Origin of the sequence: Massilia cellulosiltytica, from assembly GCF_047325105.1 — a bacterium.
Taxonomy (GTDB): domain Bacteria; phylum Pseudomonadota; class Gammaproteobacteria; order Burkholderiales; family Burkholderiaceae_D; genus Telluria; species Telluria orientalis.
Genome location: NZ_CP168562.1, coordinates 5,537,044 through 5,555,012, shown reverse-complemented (window position 1 = coordinate 5,555,012; position 17,969 = coordinate 5,537,044). Strand labels below are relative to the sequence as shown.

The window sequence follows — 17,969 nt, the reverse complement described above, 5'->3', positions numbered from 1 at the left end:
TCAGGGCGTGCCGAGCGTGACGAGCACGAGGCGGCCCTGCGCGCCCTGTGACTCGTTGACGGTGACGAGCACGCGTCCCTGCGGATCCTGGGCGATGGCCGTCACTTCCGCCACCGACGCATCGTCCAGGTTGCGCGCATAGCCGGGCAGCAGGGTCGAGAGGTCCGTCCACGTCGTGCCGCCATCCTTCGACCAGGCCAGGTACGGCTTCTGCGTCGCCTTGTCGAAACCGCCCGCGACGAGCGTGTCCGGCTTGCCCGCGAGGGCCAGCAGGTGCCGGATATACGGGTAGTTGTTGCCGCCGCTGAGCGGATGCTGGATCACGAACTTGAAGGACTTGCCGCCGTCCTCGCTGCGCAGCAGGCCGCCCTCGACGCCGGCGAACACGCGCTGGGCGCCTGTCGCCTGGATGAATTGCACGTTGCGGTTTTCCAGTTCCGGCAAGGCGACGGGCAGGGCGGTGCGCGATGCGAGGCTGACGCCATCCGCAGCCAGCTGGTAGGCGCGCAGGAACGCGGAATCCAGCGGGCATTCGCCGCCGACGAGCAGGCGGTCGCCGACGATCTCGAACGCGGGATGGGTGCAGATGTCCTGGTCGAAGAAGCCCGTCAACACGCGCCAATGGGCGCCGCCGTCGTTCGACGCGAGCACGTTCTGGCCGCCGCCGGCATTCGAGTACAGGCGGTCGTCCACCCGTTTCAGCTCGTCCATCGACAACGTCGTGCACACGCTGCCCACGCACGCTTTCAGGCCGGCGTCGCGCGGCACGAAGGTCGTCCGGTCCGCGCTCAACGCGCACAGAGCGTGTTCGGGGCGCGCGTCCGGGCCCTTGTCGTACCAGGGCTGGAACAGCCACAGATCGGATCCCAGCATGCGCAACGATGGTGCACGCAGGGGCCAGGTGCCGCTGTCCTCGCGCGCGAGGCCGCATTCGCCCAGCGTGACGCCGCTCCACGTGGAATCCGCCCGCAGCGGCAGGCCGGCGCGTACCACGGCCGTGTCGGTGGTCGCGGTATTCGACAGCGACAGCCAGGCAGTGTCGCCACTGAAGGCAATGCTGTCGATGCCGCCGGCCGCCGTCGCCAGCACGTCGGCGCGCGCGGGTTGGGCAACGGGGGCCGTCGGCTGGGTGGCGACCGGGGGCGCTGGGGCCGGATCGTCCGAGCCGCCGCAACCGGCAAGCAAAAGGGCCAGCGCGCACGCGCCGGCGACATGTCGTCCTGATGGAATCATCGTTCATCCTGTTCGGCGCCGCGCAGCCCGCGGCCGGCGCGCCGATTCTAGGAGGGGGCCCGTGTAGCGTCTTGGGGGCCTTTGTCACGAGTTTGTCCGCAAATGTCACACACGGTACGCGGCCACGGGCGCGGCAGGCTCCGGCGCACTGTGGCACACTGGACGCATGGAGGACTGCATGGCATTCGGCCTCATCATCATCGGCGACGAGATCCTGTCCGGGAAACGCCGCGACCAGCACCTGCCCAAGGTGATCGAACTCCTGCGCGAGCGCGGCTTGCGCCTGGCGTGGGCCGAGATCGTCGGCGACGAACCGGAACGCATCACGGCCCTGCTGCGGCGCACGTTCGCAAGTCGCGACATCGTGTTTTCCTGCGGCGGCATCGGTGCCACGCCGGACGACCACACGCGCCAGTGCGCGGCGGCGGCGCTGGACGTGCCGCTCGCACTGCATCCGCAAGGACGCGCGTTGATCGAGGAGCGCATCCGCGAGACGGCCGGTCCCGACGCCGACCTGGAAGCGCCGGAGAACCTGCAGCGCTTCAGGATGGCCGAATTCCCCGCGGGCGCGAGCCTGATCCCGAATCCGTACAACCGCATTCCCGGCTTCACGGTGGCGCAGCACCACTTCGTGCCCGGTTTTCCCGTGATGGCGTGGCCGATGATCGCGTGGGTGCTCGATACGCTGTACGCGGACAAATTCCACCGTGAGGCGCGGCTCGAAAAGTCGCTGCTGGTGGTCGAGGCGGCGGAGGCCGCGCTCACGCCGCTGATGGAAGCACTGGAAGCACGCTACCCCGCCGTGCGCGTGTTCAGCCTGCCCAGCGTGGGCGATGCGCACACGCGGCGCCATATCGAATTGGGGGTAAAAGGCGATCCCGGCCAGGTTGAAGCGGCCTGGACCGACATGTGCGTGGAGCTGGAAAAAATGGGGGCGGAGGTGCAACCGTTGCGGGCGGTGGACAGCCGTTCGAACTGAGCCGTTGTTTTTTTGCGAAAATGTCAGGACGACGTCAAAAAACTGCGTGAGCGGTTCCTGCATGTCACATTGATGTGGTGGAATGATGTCTGTGAGCAGGGGCGATCCGGAGTGAGGTCGCCGTAGCTTTGTGAACTTTTACGACCTGGATCACTCGAACCGACCAGCAGCAGGATGGCGAGCAGGTTGACGGGATTTGCAGGCGTGTTTCAAACCGGTTGAGCCATCATGGATAGTATTCGCCGTCAACGACGGCCCCGTTTCTTCTCCCGCGCGCTGCGCCGCATTCTTGGCCAGGCTGCGCCGGGCCAGCCTGCATTGGCCGGCATTCCCGCCGTGGCAGCCGAGCAGGATCTCCCTGTCCGCAACATCCCCTCGCGCCAGGAGCCGAATTTCGACTCCAGCCTCGAGCCCGCCGTGGAACCCGGCGGGGTCGGAGCGGACACGCCGCCCGAGCCGCCGCCGGCGCCGCCCAGGCGCCGCTGGCGCATGGTCAAGCGCACGTTCCTCGTGCTGCTGCTGCTCGCCGTCGCGGGTGCGGCCGGCCTGGCCGTCTACGAAAGCCGCACGTCGGCGCTCGAAGCGCACTTCTTCGCCGGCCTGACGAAGAAACTCAACTACCGCATGGCCAAGGGCCCGAGCGACGCGATCCGCTTCCCGCAGGCCAGCCCGTACGACGAGCGCCTCGGCTACTCGAACCTGCCGAACTACCTGGCCAAGCTCAAGACGCGCGATTACGTCGTCGTCGAACAGGCGCGCATGTCGCCCAAGATGCTGAAACTGGCCGACATGGGCCTGTTCGCCACGTACCACGAAAAGACGCGCGCCGGCCTCGACATCCTCGACTACAGCGGCGAGCCGCTGTTCTCGGCCCGCTTCCCCGAGCGCCTGTACGAGAAGTTCGACGCCACGCCGCAGCTGCTCGTGAAGAGCCTGCTGTTCATCGAGAACCGCGAGCTGCTCGACACGACGTATCCGAAGCGTAACCCGGCCGTCGAATGGGACCGCTTCTCGAAAGCCGTGTTCGACAAGACCTTGCACTCGATCGGCGTGGGCAGCGGCGGCCGCGTCGCCGGCGGCAGCACGCTCGCCACGCAGATCGAAAAATACCGCCACTCGCCGGAAGGCCGCACGGCCTCGCTGGGCGACAAGCTGCGCCAGATGGCGTCGGCCACGCTGCGTTCCTACCTGGACGGCGAGAACACGGGCCCGACCCGGCGCCGCATCGTGCTCGAATACCTGAACACCGTGCCGCTGTCGGCCAAGCTCGGCTACGGCGAGGTGAACGGCATCGGCGACGGCATGTGGGTCTGGTACGGCCGCGATTTCGCGGAAGTGAACCGCATCCTCTCGAGCAAGCAGGTCACGCCCGAATTCGCATTGGTGTACAAGGAAGCGCTGTCGCTGATGATCGCGCAGCGCCGCCCCGCGTACTACCTGGGCGCCGGCGAGAAGGACCTGGAAATCCTCACGAACTCGCACCTGCGCGTGCTCGCGCAGGCCGGCGTCATTTCGCCCGCGCTGCGCGACGCGGCCATCGCCACCGTGCTGCATCCGGCACTCGGTTCCGGCGTCGCCCCGCCGCCCGCGAACACGTTCGTCACGCGCAAGGCCGCCAACGCCGTGCGCAACCACCTCGCCACCCTGCTGGGCGACTCGCGCCTGTACAACCTCGACCGCCTCGACCTGTCGGTGGTGACGACCTTGAATTCGGACGCACAGAAGGCCGTGACGGCCACCTTGCGCAAGCTGACCGACAACGAAGCGGCCGCGGAAGCGGGGCTCACCGGCAAGGGCATGCTGGGCAACGGCGACCCGTCCAAGGTCGTGTACAGCTTCACGCTGATGGAGCGGGGCGACAAGGTCAACTACCTGCGCGTCCAGACCGACAACTACGACCAGCCGCTCGACATCAACGAGGGCGCCAAGCTCGACCTCGGTTCGACCGCGAAGCTGCGCACCCTGACGACCTACCTCGACATCGTCGACCAGCTGCACCAGCGCTACGAGCCGATGTCGAAAGCGGAACTCGCCCAGGTCAAGGTCGATCCGAAAGACCGCCTGACCCAGTGGGCCGTCGACTACTTCCAGACCTTGCCGGACGGCGCCGACCGCGGCCTCGTGACTATGCTGGGCGCGGCGATGGAGCGCAAGTATTCGGGCAACCCGGGCGAAGCGTTCTTCACGGGCGGCGGCGTGCACATCTTCGGCAACTTCAGCAAGCTGGATGACAGCCGCATCCTCACCGTCCAGCAGGCGCTGCAGAACTCGACCAACCTCGTGTTCGTGCGCCTGATGCGCGACGTCGTGCGCTACTACATGTTCCAGCTGCCCGGCTCGTCCGCGCAACTGCTGGCCGACGCCGACGATCCGCGCCGCGCGGAGTATCTGTCGCGCTTCGCCGACCGCGAAGGCAAGGATTTCCTGGCCCGCTTCTGGAACAAGTACCGCGGCAAGAACTGGGACGAGGTCGAGACGGCGCTGATGCAGGGCGTGCGCATCCGGGCGTCGAAGGTCGCGGCCGTGCACCGCACGATCTACCCGGACGCGTCGCTGGCCGAATTCGGCACCTTCCTCCACAAATACCTGCCGGCCGACGCCGAGGTCGACGACGAGCGCATCGCCAAGATGTACGACCAGTACGCCGTCGCGAACATGTCGCTGGCCGACCGCGGCTACGTCGCCTCCGTGCACCCGCTCGAACTGTGGCTCGTGGGCTACCTGCGCACGCATCCGAAGGCGGGCTGGGACGAAGTCGTCGGCGCGTCGACGAAGGAGCGCCAGGAAGTGTATTCGTGGCTGTTCAAGACGCACCGCAAGCATGCCCAGGACAAGCGCATCGCCGGCCTGATCGAAGTGGAGGCCTTCCTCAAGATCCACGCACAGTGGAAGAAGATGGGCTATCCGTTCGACTCGCTCGTGCCGTCGTACGCGACCACACTGGGCGCGTCGGCCGACCGTCCGATCGCGCTGGCCGAGCTGATGGGCATCCTCATCAACGGCGGCGTGCGCAAGCCCACGCAGCGCATCGACTCGCTGCACTTCGCCAAGGACACGCCATACGAGACCCTCGTCAAGCGCGGCGACGCGGAGAAGGGCGAGCAGGTGCTGAATCCCCAGGTGGCGCGCGCCGTCGTCAACGCCATCCGCGGCGTCGTGCAGGAAGGCACGGCCAAGCGCGCGAAGACGGCGTTCGTCAAGGACGACGGCAGCGTGATCGCGCTGGGCGGCAAGACGGGTACGGGCGACCAGCGCTTCGACGTCTACGGCGCCGGCCACCGCCTGATCGAATCGCGCTACGTGAACCGCTCGGCGACGTTCGTGTTCAACATCGGCGAGCGCTTCTTCGGCAGCATGACGGCGTACGTCCACGGTCCGGATTCCGCGCACTACGACTTCACCAGCGCGCTGCCCGTGCAACTGCTCGTGAAACTGGCGCCGAGCCTGATGCCGATGATCCAGCACCAGGACACGGTCACCATCCCGGGCCTGCACGTCGAACGTGCCGCGCCGGCGCCGGCGGGCCCGGCGGATGCCGTCGCGCGCGACACCGAGCAGCCCGTGCCGGCCGATGCCGCGCCGCCCGTGGAGGCTCCGGCCGTCGAGGAACCGGTCGCGAAGCCGGTTGCCAGGCCGGCGGTGAAGGCCGCCGAGAAGCCGGCCGAGAAGCCGGCGGTGAAGAAGCCGGCCGCGGAAGATCATCCGAAGGCGGTCAGTGTCCGCAAGACCGACGCCGACGTCCCGCCGAAGCCGGCGCCGCACAAGCCGGCGCTCAAGCGCGAGGGTCCGGACGCGCCGCCGCCGAAGCCCGCGCGTCCCAAGCCGGCCGCCGTGGAAGAAGTGCTGCAGTGAGCCGGGCCGCATGAAGCGGCTCCCGCTGCGTAAATTCAGTCTCGTCTCGTTGCGCGACCTGCTGGTGGCGGTCGCGCCGACGGCCGTGCTCGTGCTGGCCGCGTGCATCGTCGCGTACATCGTCGTGGACCCCGCGCCGCCGCGCCACGTGATCCTCGCGACGGGGCAGGAGAACAGCGCGTACGAGGAATTCGGCCGCAAGTACGCGACCATCCTGGCCCGCGACGGGATCAAGGTCGATCCGCAGCGCACGCTGGGGTCGGAAGACAACCTGCAGCGCCTCAACGACGGCAAGGCCGATATCGCGTTCGTGCAGAGCGGGTCGACGAGCGAGGCGCAAGCCGAACGGCGCGGCCTCGTGTCGCTGGGCAGCCTGTTCACGGAACCCGTCTGGCTGTTCCTGCGCGAGCGCGATGCGCACGGCCGCAAGCGCGACATGGACAGCATCGTGCAGCTGAAAGGCCTGCGCATCAACCTCGGGCCGGAAGGGACGGGCGTGCCGAAGCTGTTCCGCCAGGTCCTCGCCGTGAACGGCCTGGAGCCGCGCCAACTGAAGCTCTCCGCGCTCGAGAACACGCCCGCCACCGTGGAGTTGCTGGCGGGGCATATCGATGGCCTCGTGTTCAGCTCCGCGCCGGAAGCGCCGCTGATCCAGATGCTGCTGCAGACGCCGGGCATCCGCCTCTTCAATTTCCGCCAGGCGGAGGCGTACACGCGCCGGCTGCCGTTCCTCACGCACGTCGTGCTGCCGCGCGGGATCGTCGACCTCGGACGCGACATCCCGGCCCAGGATTTTCATCTGATCGCGCCGACGGCCACGCTGGTCGCGCGCGAGGACCTGCATCCTGCATTGATCGATCTGTTCGTCAAGGCGGCCACGGAGATTCATGGCGGGACGGGCTGGTTCCAGCAGCAGGGCCAATTCCCGTCTCCGCGCTACACGGAGATCCCGGTGGCGCGGGAAGCGGCGAAATACTACCGCGACGGTCCGCCGTTCCTGCAGCGCTACCTGTCGTTCTGGCTGGCGAACCTGTTCGACCGGCTGTGGGTCGTCGTGGTGGCGCTGGCGGCGCTGATCATTCCGCTGTCGAAGATCGTGCCGCCGCTGTACGTGTGGCGCATCCGCTCGCGTGTGTACCGCTGGTACGGCGAGTTGCGCGCCGTCGAGCAGGCGCTGGAAAACGCGAAGGACGAACACCGCGACGAGGCACGGGAGGAGCTGCTGCGCCGCCTCGACGGCATCGAGCAGCGCGTCAACCACATCTCGATCCCGCTCGCGTACGCCGATGCGTTATATGGCCTGCGCAGCCACATCAACTTCGTGCGCCAGCGCGTGCGGCTCACGCTGGCCGCGAAGAACGCCGCGTAATTACTGCGCCAGGACGATCTTCACGACCGCATTGCCCGACGACGCGTACAACGTGCCGCTGCCGTCGACCGCGATGCCGCGCAGCTGCGCGAAGCTGCCGGGCAGCTTGCCGGTCCGCAGCGTCGTCGACGCGGCCGTGCCGGCGGGCGTCGCGACGATGCCGTCCGGCGTCGTGATCTTGCGCACCGTGTTGTTGATGGCATCGGCGCCGTACAGATTGCCGTTCTTGTCGATGGCCAGCGCGATCAGCTGCTGGAAGCGGGCGGTCGACGCATTGCCGTCGGCGTTGCCGAACTGGTTGCGCGCGCCGACGAAGGTCGTGAGTGCGGTGGCGCCGGACGTGGCACGGCTGAGGGTGCGGAACAGGTCGGCCACGTACAAGGTGCCGTCGGGATCGACGACCACGCCGCGCGGCACCAGCTGGCTCGTGCCGTAGATGGACGCGACGGCGCCCGTTTCGAGCGTCGTGGCGCGGCCCGGATTCGCGATCGGGATGCGCCGCGTGTCGACGCCCGACGTGACGTACAGGTTGCCGTTGTTGTCGGCGGCGATCCCGGCCGGCATGTTCTGCGGGTCGATGCCGAAATTGCCGAACGAGAGCCGGGTCACGGTGGTGACGGTGCCGTCCGAGGTGATCTTGCGGATCGTCGTGCCGTCCAGGACGTACAGGTCGCCGCTGCCGTCGATCGTGACGGCGGTGGGTTGCGTGAAGCGGGCGCGGTTGCCCTTGCCGTCGGTCGTGCCGCTGGAACCTGCCACGCCGGCGAACGTGCTGACCGTGCCGTCCGGCGCGATCTTGCGGATGGCGGCGTTGCCCTCGTCCGCCACGTACACGTTGCCGTTCGTGTCGACCGCCAGGCCGCGCGGCGTGTTGAACCGGGCGGCCGTGCCTTTCCTGTCCACCGTGCCGCCGGTGGCGGCGTCGCCGGCCAGCACGCTGATGCCCGCGCTCGGGCCGGAATCGCCGTCCTTGCCGTCGTCCGTCTCGCGCTTCGGGCCGCCGGGTCCGCATGCGCACAGCAGCGCCGCGATGCCGGCGCACAGGAGGCGCACGCGCAGGCGGGCAGGGACAGCGGATGGGGTCGTCATGGCTACATCTCCAGGTCAGCAGTGAGCCCGCATGCTAGCACGCGCGCACCGTGGCGAATCTCTGCGATTCTCACGTGCGACCAGGAGGCCGGGCGAAAGTTCAGGCGCCGATCCAGGGCAGGCCGGCCTTGCACCAGCCGCCGACCGTCTTGCGGTGGCCTTCCGGATCGCGATCGCCCTCGAAGCCTTCGAGGATGTCGAACGCATTCTGGTAGCCCAGTTCCGTGGCGGTGCGCGCGGCGTGGCGCGAACGCACGCCGGAACGGCACAGGAACAGCACGACGTCGTCCGGGGTCGCCACGTTTTGCAACTGCGTCGCGAAATCCGGGTTCGGCGCACCACCGGGGTACAACGTCCATTGCACGGCGCCGTGCTGGGTTTCCGGGATCGCGGGGCGGCCGACCCAGTCGCGCTCCGCATTCGTGCGCACGTCGACCAGTTTTACCCTGGGGTCGGCTTGCAGGAGTTCGAACGCTTCCCGGGGCGTGACGGCGCCCGCGTACGGCTGGCCGGGCGTACGGGCCCTGGCGTCTGCGAGGATCTCGTCGGTCGTAGTCATGTCATCAATTCCTTGTAGGGTGGTTGCGCACCGTCGCGGGTCGTTGCTAAGCTAGGGCTCGCACTTTTGGTGCATCGCGCATCAGTTTGGTGCATACTCGAAAAATTGCACTTGTTTGGTGCGTATGGACGAGCTTGCGCCAAGATCGTGCACGTTGAAGGTGTCATTGATTTTAAGGGGCAAATTGAGCGGCCTCAAAGTAATCATTATTTATTTGTTCATGGAAAAATGCTGGCATAATTTCTGCTTAGAAGGTTATGCGCCTGTCGCATGCCCGGTTGGCATCGACACCCCTTTTTGACTTAGGAGATACTGGAATGGCAAGGACCGCCGCAGATGTAATGCAGATGCTGAAGGACAACGAAGTCAAGTTCGTTGATTTGCGTTTCGCCGATACCCGCGGCAAGGAACAGCACGTGACCGTTCCCATCTCGCACTTCGACGAAGACAAGTTCGAATCCGGCCACGCATTCGACGGCTCGTCGATCGCCGGCTGGAAAGGCATCGAAGCATCGGACATGCTGCTGATCCCTGACCCGAACACCGCGAACATCGACCCGTTCTTTGAAGAGACCACCGTGTTCATGCAGTGCGACGTGATCGAACCGTCGGACGGCAAGGGCTACGACCGTGACCCGCGTTCCATCGCCAAGCGCGCCGAAGCGTACCTGAAATCGTCGGGCATCGGCGACACCGCCTACTTCGGTCCGGAACCGGAATTCTTCATTTTCGACTCCGTCCGCTGGAAGATCGACATGTCGGGCTGCTTCGTCAAGATCGATTCGGAAGAAGCTTCCTGGTCGACCGACAAGGAATTCGAAGGCGGCAACAGCGGCCACCGTCCGACCGTCAAGGGCGGCTACTTCCCGGTCCCGCCGGTCGACAGCTTCCAGGACATGCGTTCGGAAATCTCGCTGATCCTCGAATCGATGGGCATCCCGGTCGAAGTGCACCACCATGAAGTGGCGGGCGCGGGCCAGATGGAGCTGGGCACCAAGTTCTCGACCCTGGTCGAGCGCGCCGACTGGACCCAGAACCTGAAGTACGTGATCTGGAACGTGGCCCACAGCTACGGCAAGACCGCCACCTTCATGCCGAAGCCGATGAACGGCGACAACGGCTCGGGCATGCACGTCCACCAGTCGATCTGGAAAGACGGCAAGAACCTGTTCGCGGGCGACGGCTATGCCGGCCTGTCGGAAACCGCGCTGTTCTACATCGGCGGCATCATCAAGCACGCCAAGGCCCTGAACGCCATCACCAACCCGGGTACGAACTCGTACAAGCGCCTGGTGCCGGGCTATGAAGCGCCGGTCAAGCTGGCTTACTCGGCCAAGAACCGTTCGGCATCGATCCGCATCCCGCACGTGGCGAATCCGAAAGGCCGCCGCATCGAGACCCGCTTCCCGGACCCGCTGGCCAACGTCTACCTGTGCTTCGCAGCCCTGCTGATGGCCGGCCTGGACGGTATCCAGAACAAGATCCACCCGGGCGAAGCCGCGACGAAGGACCTGTACCACCTGCCGCCGGAAGAAGACAAGCTGATCCCGACGGTCTGCTCGTCGCTGGAAGAAGCACTGGACGCCCTGAACAAGGACCGCGAGTTCCTGACCCGCGGCGGCGTGTTCAGCGATTCCATGCTCGACGCGTACATCGACCTGAAGATGAACGAAGTCCAGCGTCTGCGCATGACCCCGCACCCGGCCGAATTCGACATGTACTACTCGTCGTAATTCGTTGGCATCACCCGGTGTCGCATTGGAAACGATCGACACCGGAGTGTATCCACACGGTAACGAAAACGCGGGGAAAGCCAGCCGGCTGCCTCGCGTTTTTTACTGGATGGGGTATAGTCGGAAGCTTCCCAACCATGCATCCAGACCGACCTGATGCGAATGACAAGCTGCTTTCTCCTGCGTCTGTTGTTGCTCGCAGGACTTGCCGCGCACGAGGCGCGGGCCGATTCCGTCATCTACAAATGCGTCGACCAGAACGGCCGGGTGGAATTCACCGACATTAATAAACCGGGCTGCAAGGTGCTCGACCTGCCGGGCTATGTCGCGTCCACGCCCGCACCGGCGCCGCGCGCCGCGCCCGCGGTGACGATGCGCCAGGGGGCAGGGCGCCCCGCGGCGGCGAGTCCGAATCCCGCCGGCTTCCCGCGGGTGGACACGGCCACGCAGAAGGCGCGCGACGACGACCGCCGCACGATCCTCGAGGACGAATTGCGTGCCGAGGAGCGCAAGCTGGCGGACCTGAAGCGCGACTATAACAACGGCGAGCCGGAACGCCAGGGCAACGAAAAGAATTACGCGAAGTACCAGGAACGCGTGGCCCAGATGCGCGACAACATCGGCCGCAGCGAAAAGAACGTGGAAGCGCTCAAGCGCGAGATCGCCAACATCAAATGACATGAACGGGACATCGGCCCAACTCCTCCAGCACGACCGTTTCGCAGGCCTCGACATGCTCGCCTCCGCCGTGCTGGTGGCGGATGCCGGTGGGCTGGTTCGCTACGCCAACCCGGCTGCCGAGCACCTGCTCGACATGTCCGCCAAATCGCTGTCGCGCCAGAAGCTGGTCGGGCTGTTCACGAACGGCGACGAACTGGGCGTCCTGTGCGAACAGGCGATCGCCCACAAGTATGCCGACCTGCGCCAGGACCTGACGCTGTTCCGCCCCGCGCGCGACCCGCTGCACGTGCACAGCATCGTCAGCGCGGCGGGCGAGGCCGAGGTCGTCGTCGAGCTGCGCGAGAACGTCCAGCAACTGAAGACCGACCGCGAGGAGCGCCTGCTCGACCAGAGCCTGGCCAACAAGGAACTCATCCGCAATCTCGCCCACGAGATCAAGAACCCGCTGGGCGGCATCCGCGGTGCGGCCCAGCTGCTGGAGCTCGAACTGCCGGCCGTGCACCTGAGTTCGCTGCGCGAATATACGCAGGTGATCATCAAGGAGGCCGACCGGCTGCAGACGCTCGTCGACCGCCTGCTGGCGCCGCACCGCCGCCCGCACATCGTGGGCGACGTCAACATCCACGAAGTGTGCGAGCGCGTGCGCAGCCTCGTGCTGGCCGAATTCCCGTCGGGCCTCGCGATCCGGCGCGACTACGACGCGTCGATTCCCGAGTTCCGCGGCGACAAGGAACAACTGATCCAGGCCGTCCTGAACATCGTCCACAACGCCGCCCAGGCCCTGCGCGCGCGCATCGCGGCAGGCGACGCCGAGATCGTCCTGCGCACCCGCGTTGCGCGCCAGGTGACCCTGGCGAAGGTCCGTTACGGCCTGGCATTAGACTTGCATATCATCGACAACGGACCGGGCATCGCCCCCGATATCCGCGACCGCATCTTCTACCCGCTCGTCTCCGGGCGCGAAGGCGGCAGCGGTCTCGGGCTGACCTTGGCACAGACCTTCGTGCAACAGCACCTGGGCCTGGTCGAGTGCGAGAGCCGGCCTGGATTGACGGATTTCCGCATCCTGATTCCCCTGCCATAAGCGGGTGAAGACGAGGGGCATGTCCGGCAATCCCCCTTGAACCTTCGCGGGAAGTAGAACTACATGAAACCAATCTGGATTGTCGACGACGATGCATCGATCCGCTGGGTGCTGGAAAAGGCCCTGGCGCGCGAGAACCTCGCCACCCGGAGTTTTGCCAGCGGCCGCGAAGCGCTGGCGGCATTCGAAACGGACACGCCGCAGGTGCTGGTGTCCGACATCCGCATGCCGGGCGAATCGGGCCTGGACCTGCTGGCGGCCGTCAAGGAGCGCCATCCCGGCCTGCCGGTCATCGTCATCACCGCCTTTTCCGACCTCGACTCCGCCGTTGCCTCGTTCCAGGGCGGCGCCTTCGAATACCTGGCCAAGCCGTTCGACATCGACAAGGCCGTCGCCCTGATCCGCCGCGCGCTCGAGGAGAGCCTGCGCGAGGCCAGCGTCGACATTGCGCCGTCCGAAACCCCCGAGATCCTGGGCCAGGCGCCCGCGATGCAGGAAGTCTTCCGCGCCATCGGCCGCCTGTCGCAGTCGAACGTGACGGTGCTCATCACCGGCGAGTCGGGCACCGGCAAGGAACTCGTCGCGCGCGCCCTGCACAAGCACAGCCCGCGCGCGCAGCAGCCGTTCATCGCGCTCAACACGGCCGCGATCCCGAAAGACCTGCTGGAATCCGAACTGTTCGGCCACGAGCGCGGCGCGTTCACCGGCGCGCAGGCGATGCGGCGCGGCCGCTTCGAGCAGGCCGAGAACGGCACGCTGTTCCTCGACGAGATCGGCGACATGCCGTTCGACCTGCAGACGCGTTTGCTGCGCGTGCTGTCCGACGGCCATTTTTATCGCGTGGGCGGCCACCAGCCCGTGAAGGCCAACGTACGCGTGATCGCCGCCACGCACCAGAACCTGGAACAGCGCGTGCGCGACGGCCTGTTCCGCGAAGACTTGTATCACCGCCTGAACGTGATCCGCCTGCGCCTGCCCAGCCTGCGCGAGCGGCGCGAAGACATCCCCATTCTGGTGCGCCACTTCCTGGTGCAGAGTGCACGCCAATTGGGCGTCGAGACCAAGCGCATGAGCGACGACGCGCTGCGCTTCCTCACCGGCCTGGAGCTCCCCGGCAACGTGCGCCAGCTGGAAAACCTGTGCAACTGGATCACGGTGATGGCGCCGGGCCAGACCGTCGAAGTCAAGGACCTGCCGCGCGACCTGACCCAGGCGCAACCCGTGCCGGCCGGCGGCAACGGGTTCGCCGTCGGCATCAGTTCGGGCGTGGGCACGGTCTCGCTGGCGTCGCCGTCTTCCAGCAGCGCGCACCACGCCGAACCGGGCGCGCTGCCGAACGGCGCCGACGGCTGGATCGGCCTGCTGGAACTGCAGGCCGCGCGCATGCTGTCGGATGGACAGGTCGAGGTGATGGACGTGCTGGGCCGCCAGTTCGAATCCGCACTGATCCGCACGGCGCTGAAGCACACGCACGGCCGCAAGAACGACGCGGCGATCCGGCTCGGGATCGGGCGCAATACCATCACGCGCAAGATTGCCGAGCTCGGCATCGATGGGGCAAAGGACGAATAAGGTCCGGGGGACCTTATTCGAAAACGCGTAAGGTCCGGGGGACCTTATTCGAAAACGCATACGGTAGCGCCCATGGTGTAAGCTCTGTCATCCTAGCAACAACGTTTCGATGACATGCTGATCAACTGTGTCGCCTACCAGGAAGGCAAGAAGCTGTCCGACATCCCCGTCGAGGACATCAGCGACTACCTCTGCAAACCCGGCTGCTTCGTCTGGGTTGCGCTGCGCGACGCCACCGACGCCGAAATGGCGCAGATGAAGGAAGAGTTCAGCCTGCACGAACTGGCCGTGGAAGATGCCGCGCGCGGCCACCAGCGCCCCAAGATCGAGGAATACGGCGACTGCCTGTTCACCGTCGTGCACATGCTCGACCTCGTCGATGGCGACCACGTTGCCACCGGCGAGCTGGCGATCTTCGCCGGCGCGAACTACGTCCTGTCCGTCCGGCGCGATTCCGCCAAGGGCTTTTTGGGCGTGCGTGCGCGCGCCGAGCGCGAACCGCATCTGCTGAAGATGGGTTCGGCCTTCGTCATGTACGCGCTGATGGACGCCGTCGTCGACCGCTACTTCCCCGTCGTCGACATGCTCGAATCCGAACTCGAAACCGTCGAGGACCGCATCTTCACGCACGGCGCCCAGCGCGAGAACGTCGAGCGCCTGTACCAATTGAAGCGCAAGGGGCTCGTGCTGCGCCACGCCGTGTTCCCGCTCCTGGAAGCGATCGGCCGGCTGCACGGCGGCCGCGTCCCGCCGCTCGTGCAGGGCACCGAGGATTATTTCCGCGACGTGCACGATCACCTGATCCGCATCGCCGGGCGCCTCGACGCGATCCGCGACACGATCAGCACCGCGATCCAGGTGAACCTGTCGATGGTCTCGATCGACGAGAGCGAAGTGAACAAACGCCTGGCCGCGTGGGCCGCGATCTTCGCCGTGTTCACGGCGTTCGCGGGCGTGTGGGGCATGAATTTCAAGTACATGCCCGAGCTGGAATGGAAGTGGGGCTATCCGATGGCGCTCGCCGTCATGGTCGGCGTGTGCGCCTATCTTTATCGGCTCTTCAAGAAGGCCGGCTGGCTATAAAAAAAAGCCCGGTGCGCGCTGCACCGGGCTTTCGATTTGCTGTTCGACTACGTGCTTAGAACGTGTAGTTCACGCGCGCGTAGAAGGTGCGGCCCAGCGGATCCGTGTAACGCGGATCGTAGCCGGCCTGGAACGTGTAGTCCTGGTACGACAGCGGCGGATCCTTGTCCAGCAGGTTGCGCACGCCGACGGTCAGGCCCAGGCCCTTCTTCTGCTGCCATGCGCCGAACAGGTCGAACGTCGTGTAGGAAGCGACATGGTTGGTCGGATCCTGGTCGATGTAGCCGCTCTTGTAGCGGGCGGTCAGGCCGGCCGACCAGGCGTCGCGGTTCCACACCACGTTGTTGGTCGACTGCCAGCGGAACACCGGACCCGTGCCCGAGTACACGCCGACGTTCTGGTGCCACTCGCCGCCTTCCGTGTTCTGGTACTCGTACCTGTGAACGTAGGTCGTGTTCGACGCGAACGAGAACGTGCCGTAGCCGTGGCTGCGCACGCGGTAGTTGGCCGACAGGTCGAGACCGTTGGTGATGATGCCGCCCAGGTTCTCGTTCAGGCGCTCGATGTAGCCGCAGGTCGCCGGGTTCGGGCACTGCGAACCGTCCACCGACAGTTCGCCGGCCGGGTTGCGGTGGTACCGGGTGCCGTACTTGACGTTGTCGGCGAAGATGTCGTCCAGGCTCAGCACGCCGATCTGGTGGTCCAGCTTCAGGGCCCAGAAGTCGACGCCGACGCTCAGGCCTTTCAGCGGCTCGATCATGATGCCCAGCGTGGCGTTCTTCGACTTCTCGGGCTGCAGCGCGGGGTTGCCGCCACCCAGCACCTGGAACTGCTGGCCGCAGTTCGCGGCGCGCGAGTGGCCAGGCAGCGGGGTGCCGCCCGGGCAGTTGACGGGGTCGTCATACGTGCCGGCGCTGTTGGTGAAGGTCTGGGCCGAGTGGATGTCGTACAGCGACGGGGCGCGGAAGCCGGTCGAGTACGAACCGCGCACCAGCACGGCCTGCGTCGGCTGCCAGCGGAACGACACTTTCGGATTCGTCGTGTTGCCGAAGTCGCTGTATTTGTCGTAGCGGACCGAGCCCGTCACGTCCAGGGTCTTGAGGATCGGCACGTTCAGTTCGCCGTAGACGGCGTACGTGTGACGCGAGCCCGAGTTGAGCGTGTTCGGGTCGATACCGGTCGAGGCGACGACCTTCTCGGCGAACTCGGTATTCGCGGCGCTCGTGAACTTGTCGTACGTCGTTTGCGCGCCCAGCGCCACGGCGGCGCCGCGGCCGGCGTTCAGCCAGTCGCCCAGCTCGCGGCTGGCGTGGAAGTCGAGGCCCGTGGTCTGGCCGCGCGCGGTCTGGATGGTGCCCGACAGTGCGGCCGAGTTCAGCAGCGCGGTACCGGCGGCGGACTGTTCGCCGAACGGGTTGATGACGCCGTCCAGGACGCCCTGGGTGATGAGGCCGCCATCGCTGTAGCCGAACAGCTGCTCCTGCACACGGTTCTCGTTCCACGTGACGGCGCCGTCATAGTCCCAGCCGGCCACGTTGCCGTTGAGCGAGACGACCAGGCGTTGCTGGCGGTTCGTGTTCTTGTCCTGGCGCACGCCGTTCGGGATGTCGCGCCATTTCACGTGCGCGAAGCCCGGCTTCACGCCAGCCGGCATGAACGGTTCGGTGTAGGTCGGGTCCAGGCCGGCCGGGTAGTACGGGTTGGCCGTGCCGTCCGGACGCAGGCGGTTCATGTACAGGCCGCCATACGGGACCTGGGCGATCGTGGTGCCCACGACGCTCTGGCTCGTCAGGTACTCGACGCCCAGTTCGTGCTGGCCCAGCTTCAGGGTGCCGCGGATCAGGCCGGAGTCGCGGATGTTGCGCGGGATGTAGTCGACGAACGACGAGGTCGTCATGATGCAGCCGGAACCGCCGTCCGGGATCGTGTGCACGCCGGTCGCGCAGCCCGGGCCGGCCGGGTTGACGCTGTCGCCGCCCTGGTAGTAGTTGGCCGGGAAGGTCGACGTCGACAGGCCGCCCGGGTAGCGGGTGTTGTACGAGCGGTCGGTACCGGTGAGCGGGTACTGTTCCTGGTGGTCGATCACGGCCGAGATGTTCCAGCCCTGCGTATCCAGGTCACCCCAGCCCAGCGCGACGTTCGCGTTGATCGAACGGCCGCCGCCATGCGACGGGACGTCTTCGCCGAAGGTGGCGCTGCCGCCCTGGTAATTTTTCTTCGTGATGAAGTTGATCACGCCGCCCACGGCGTCGGAGCCGTACAGCGACGATGCGCCGTCGCGCAGCACTTCGACGCGCTCGAGCGCGGCGAACGGGATCATGTTCAGGTCCGGTGCCGAGCTGTCGTAGGCGTTGTTCGCCAGGCGGCGGCCGTTCAGCAGCACCAGGGTCTTGTTCTGGCCGATGCCGCGCAGGTTGGCGAACGATGCGCCACCCGTGCTGGAGCCGACCGACTGGCTGGTGCCTTGCTGGGCTTGCGAGACGCTCAGGTTCGACATCACCTGTTCGATGGTGGTGAGACCTTCCTTCTTCAGGTCTTCGACACGAAGCACGGTAACGGGCACGGCCGTTTCCGCATCGATACGCTTGATCGCCGAGCCGGTGATTTCCACACGCGCGATCGGCGCCTGTTGCACTTCCTGGGTTTGTGCCAGGGCGGTGCCGGCAAAACCGAAGCCGGCTGCCAGCGTCGTGCCGGAGAATACGAGGCGCAGGGTCCGCGCCATGGTTTTTTCT

At 66.4% G+C, this 17,969-nt stretch carries 12 protein-coding genes; 8 read left to right on the top strand and 4 right to left on the bottom strand.

From position 1 onward, the window contains the following. A complete protein-coding gene (locus ACEN9H_RS24205; protein ID WP_413672369.1) occupies positions 1–1,233 on the bottom strand; it encodes a WD40/YVTN/BNR-like repeat-containing protein in 1,233 nt (410 codons plus the stop codon). 178 nt (positions 1,234–1,411) lie between these two features. Between ACEN9H_RS24205 and ACEN9H_RS24200 the strand changes: the two genes are divergently transcribed. From ACEN9H_RS24200 to ACEN9H_RS24190, 3 genes are all read left to right on the top strand, one after another. Further along, complete coding sequence (locus ACEN9H_RS24200) at positions 1,412–2,212, top strand: competence/damage-inducible protein A (protein ID WP_413672368.1); 801 nt, start codon at positions 1,412–1,414, stop codon at positions 2,210–2,212. Positions 2,213–2,701: 489 nt separating this feature from the next. Continuing rightward, complete coding sequence (locus tag ACEN9H_RS24195; protein ID WP_413675629.1) at positions 2,702–6,064, top strand: transglycosylase domain-containing protein; 3,363 nt, start codon at positions 2,702–2,704, stop codon at positions 6,062–6,064. 10 nt (positions 6,065–6,074) lie between these two features. Further along, positions 6,075–7,433: a TAXI family TRAP transporter solute-binding subunit gene (locus tag ACEN9H_RS24190; RefSeq protein ID WP_413672367.1), complete on the top strand. Its 1,359-nt coding sequence runs from the start codon at positions 6,075–6,077 to the stop codon at positions 7,431–7,433. On the opposite strand, the gene ACEN9H_RS24185 is transcribed toward ACEN9H_RS24190, so the two are convergent. Beyond that, complete coding sequence (locus tag ACEN9H_RS24185; RefSeq protein ID WP_413672366.1) at positions 7,434–8,522, bottom strand: hypothetical protein; 1,089 nt, start codon at positions 8,520–8,522, stop codon at positions 7,434–7,436. A 100-nt stretch (positions 8,523–8,622) separates the two neighbouring features. Beyond that, complete coding sequence (locus tag ACEN9H_RS24180; RefSeq protein WP_160409577.1) at positions 8,623–9,081, bottom strand: rhodanese-like domain-containing protein; 459 nt, start codon at positions 9,079–9,081, stop codon at positions 8,623–8,625. Positions 9,082–9,398: 317 nt separating this feature from the next. Here ACEN9H_RS24180 and glnA point away from each other — a divergent pair, with 317 nt between their 5' ends. The 5 genes from glnA (at position 9,399) to corA (ending at position 15,234) form a co-directional block, all read left to right on the top strand. Further along, complete coding sequence (gene glnA, locus ACEN9H_RS24175; RefSeq protein ID WP_056123213.1) at positions 9,399–10,814, top strand: type I glutamate--ammonia ligase; 1,416 nt, start codon at positions 9,399–9,401, stop codon at positions 10,812–10,814. 162 nt (positions 10,815–10,976) lie between these two features. After that, positions 10,977–11,492, top strand: coding sequence for a DUF4124 domain-containing protein (locus ACEN9H_RS24170; RefSeq protein ID WP_371768587.1), 516 nt, complete (start codon positions 10,977–10,979; stop codon positions 11,490–11,492). A gap of 1 nt (position 11,493) precedes the next feature. Beyond that, entirely contained in the window at positions 11,494–12,579 is a 1,086-nt protein-coding gene (glnL, locus tag ACEN9H_RS24165; protein WP_413672365.1) for a nitrogen regulation protein NR(II), read from the top strand. Positions 12,580–12,642: 63 nt separating this feature from the next. After that, positions 12,643–14,151 carry a nitrogen regulation protein NR(I) gene (ntrC, locus tag ACEN9H_RS24160; protein WP_413672364.1) on the top strand — a complete coding sequence of 503 codons (1,509 nt, stop codon included), beginning with the start codon at positions 12,643–12,645 and terminating at the stop codon, positions 14,149–14,151. A 114-nt stretch (positions 14,152–14,265) separates the two neighbouring features. Further along, a complete protein-coding gene (gene corA, locus ACEN9H_RS24155) occupies positions 14,266–15,234 on the top strand; it encodes a magnesium/cobalt transporter CorA (protein WP_056123225.1) in 969 nt (322 codons plus the stop codon). A gap of 55 nt (positions 15,235–15,289) precedes the next feature. Here corA and ACEN9H_RS24150 read toward each other — a convergent pair whose 3' ends face one another. Further along, positions 15,290–17,959 carry a TonB-dependent receptor gene (locus ACEN9H_RS24150; protein WP_413672363.1) on the bottom strand — a complete coding sequence of 890 codons (2,670 nt, stop codon included), beginning with the start codon at positions 17,957–17,959 and terminating at the stop codon, positions 15,290–15,292. Between the last annotated feature and the right edge of the window lie 10 nt (positions 17,960–17,969).

What these genes read in the sequence shown, in the direction of transcription:
- glnA (WP_056123213.1), top strand. Translation starts at nt 9,399, where the DNA reads ATGGCAAGGACCGCCGCAGATGTAATGCAGATGCTGAAGGACAACGAA.
- glnL (WP_413672365.1), top strand. Translation starts at nt 11,494, where the DNA reads ATGAACGGGACATCGGCCCAACTCCTCCAGCACGACCGTTTCGCAGGC.
- ACEN9H_RS24185 (WP_413672366.1), bottom strand. Translation starts at nt 8,522, where the DNA reads ATGACGACCCCATCCGCTGTCCCTGCCCGCCTGCGCGTGCGCCTCCTG.
- ACEN9H_RS24170 (WP_371768587.1), top strand. Translation starts at nt 10,977, where the DNA reads ATGACAAGCTGCTTTCTCCTGCGTCTGTTGTTGCTCGCAGGACTTGCC.
- ACEN9H_RS24190 (WP_413672367.1), top strand. Translation starts at nt 6,075, where the DNA reads ATGAAGCGGCTCCCGCTGCGTAAATTCAGTCTCGTCTCGTTGCGCGAC.
- ntrC (WP_413672364.1), top strand. Translation starts at nt 12,643, where the DNA reads ATGAAACCAATCTGGATTGTCGACGACGATGCATCGATCCGCTGGGTG.
- corA (WP_056123225.1), top strand. Translation starts at nt 14,266, where the DNA reads ATGCTGATCAACTGTGTCGCCTACCAGGAAGGCAAGAAGCTGTCCGAC.
- ACEN9H_RS24205 (WP_413672369.1), bottom strand. Translation starts at nt 1,233, where the DNA reads ATGATTCCATCAGGACGACATGTCGCCGGCGCGTGCGCGCTGGCCCTT.
- ACEN9H_RS24195 (WP_413675629.1), top strand. Translation starts at nt 2,702, where the DNA reads ATGGTCAAGCGCACGTTCCTCGTGCTGCTGCTGCTCGCCGTCGCGGGT.
- ACEN9H_RS24150 (WP_413672363.1), bottom strand. Translation starts at nt 17,959, where the DNA reads ATGGCGCGGACCCTGCGCCTCGTATTCTCCGGCACGACGCTGGCAGCC.
- ACEN9H_RS24180 (WP_160409577.1), bottom strand. Translation starts at nt 9,081, where the DNA reads ATGACTACGACCGACGAGATCCTCGCAGACGCCAGGGCCCGTACGCCC.
- ACEN9H_RS24200 (WP_413672368.1), top strand. Translation starts at nt 1,412, where the DNA reads ATGGCATTCGGCCTCATCATCATCGGCGACGAGATCCTGTCCGGGAAA.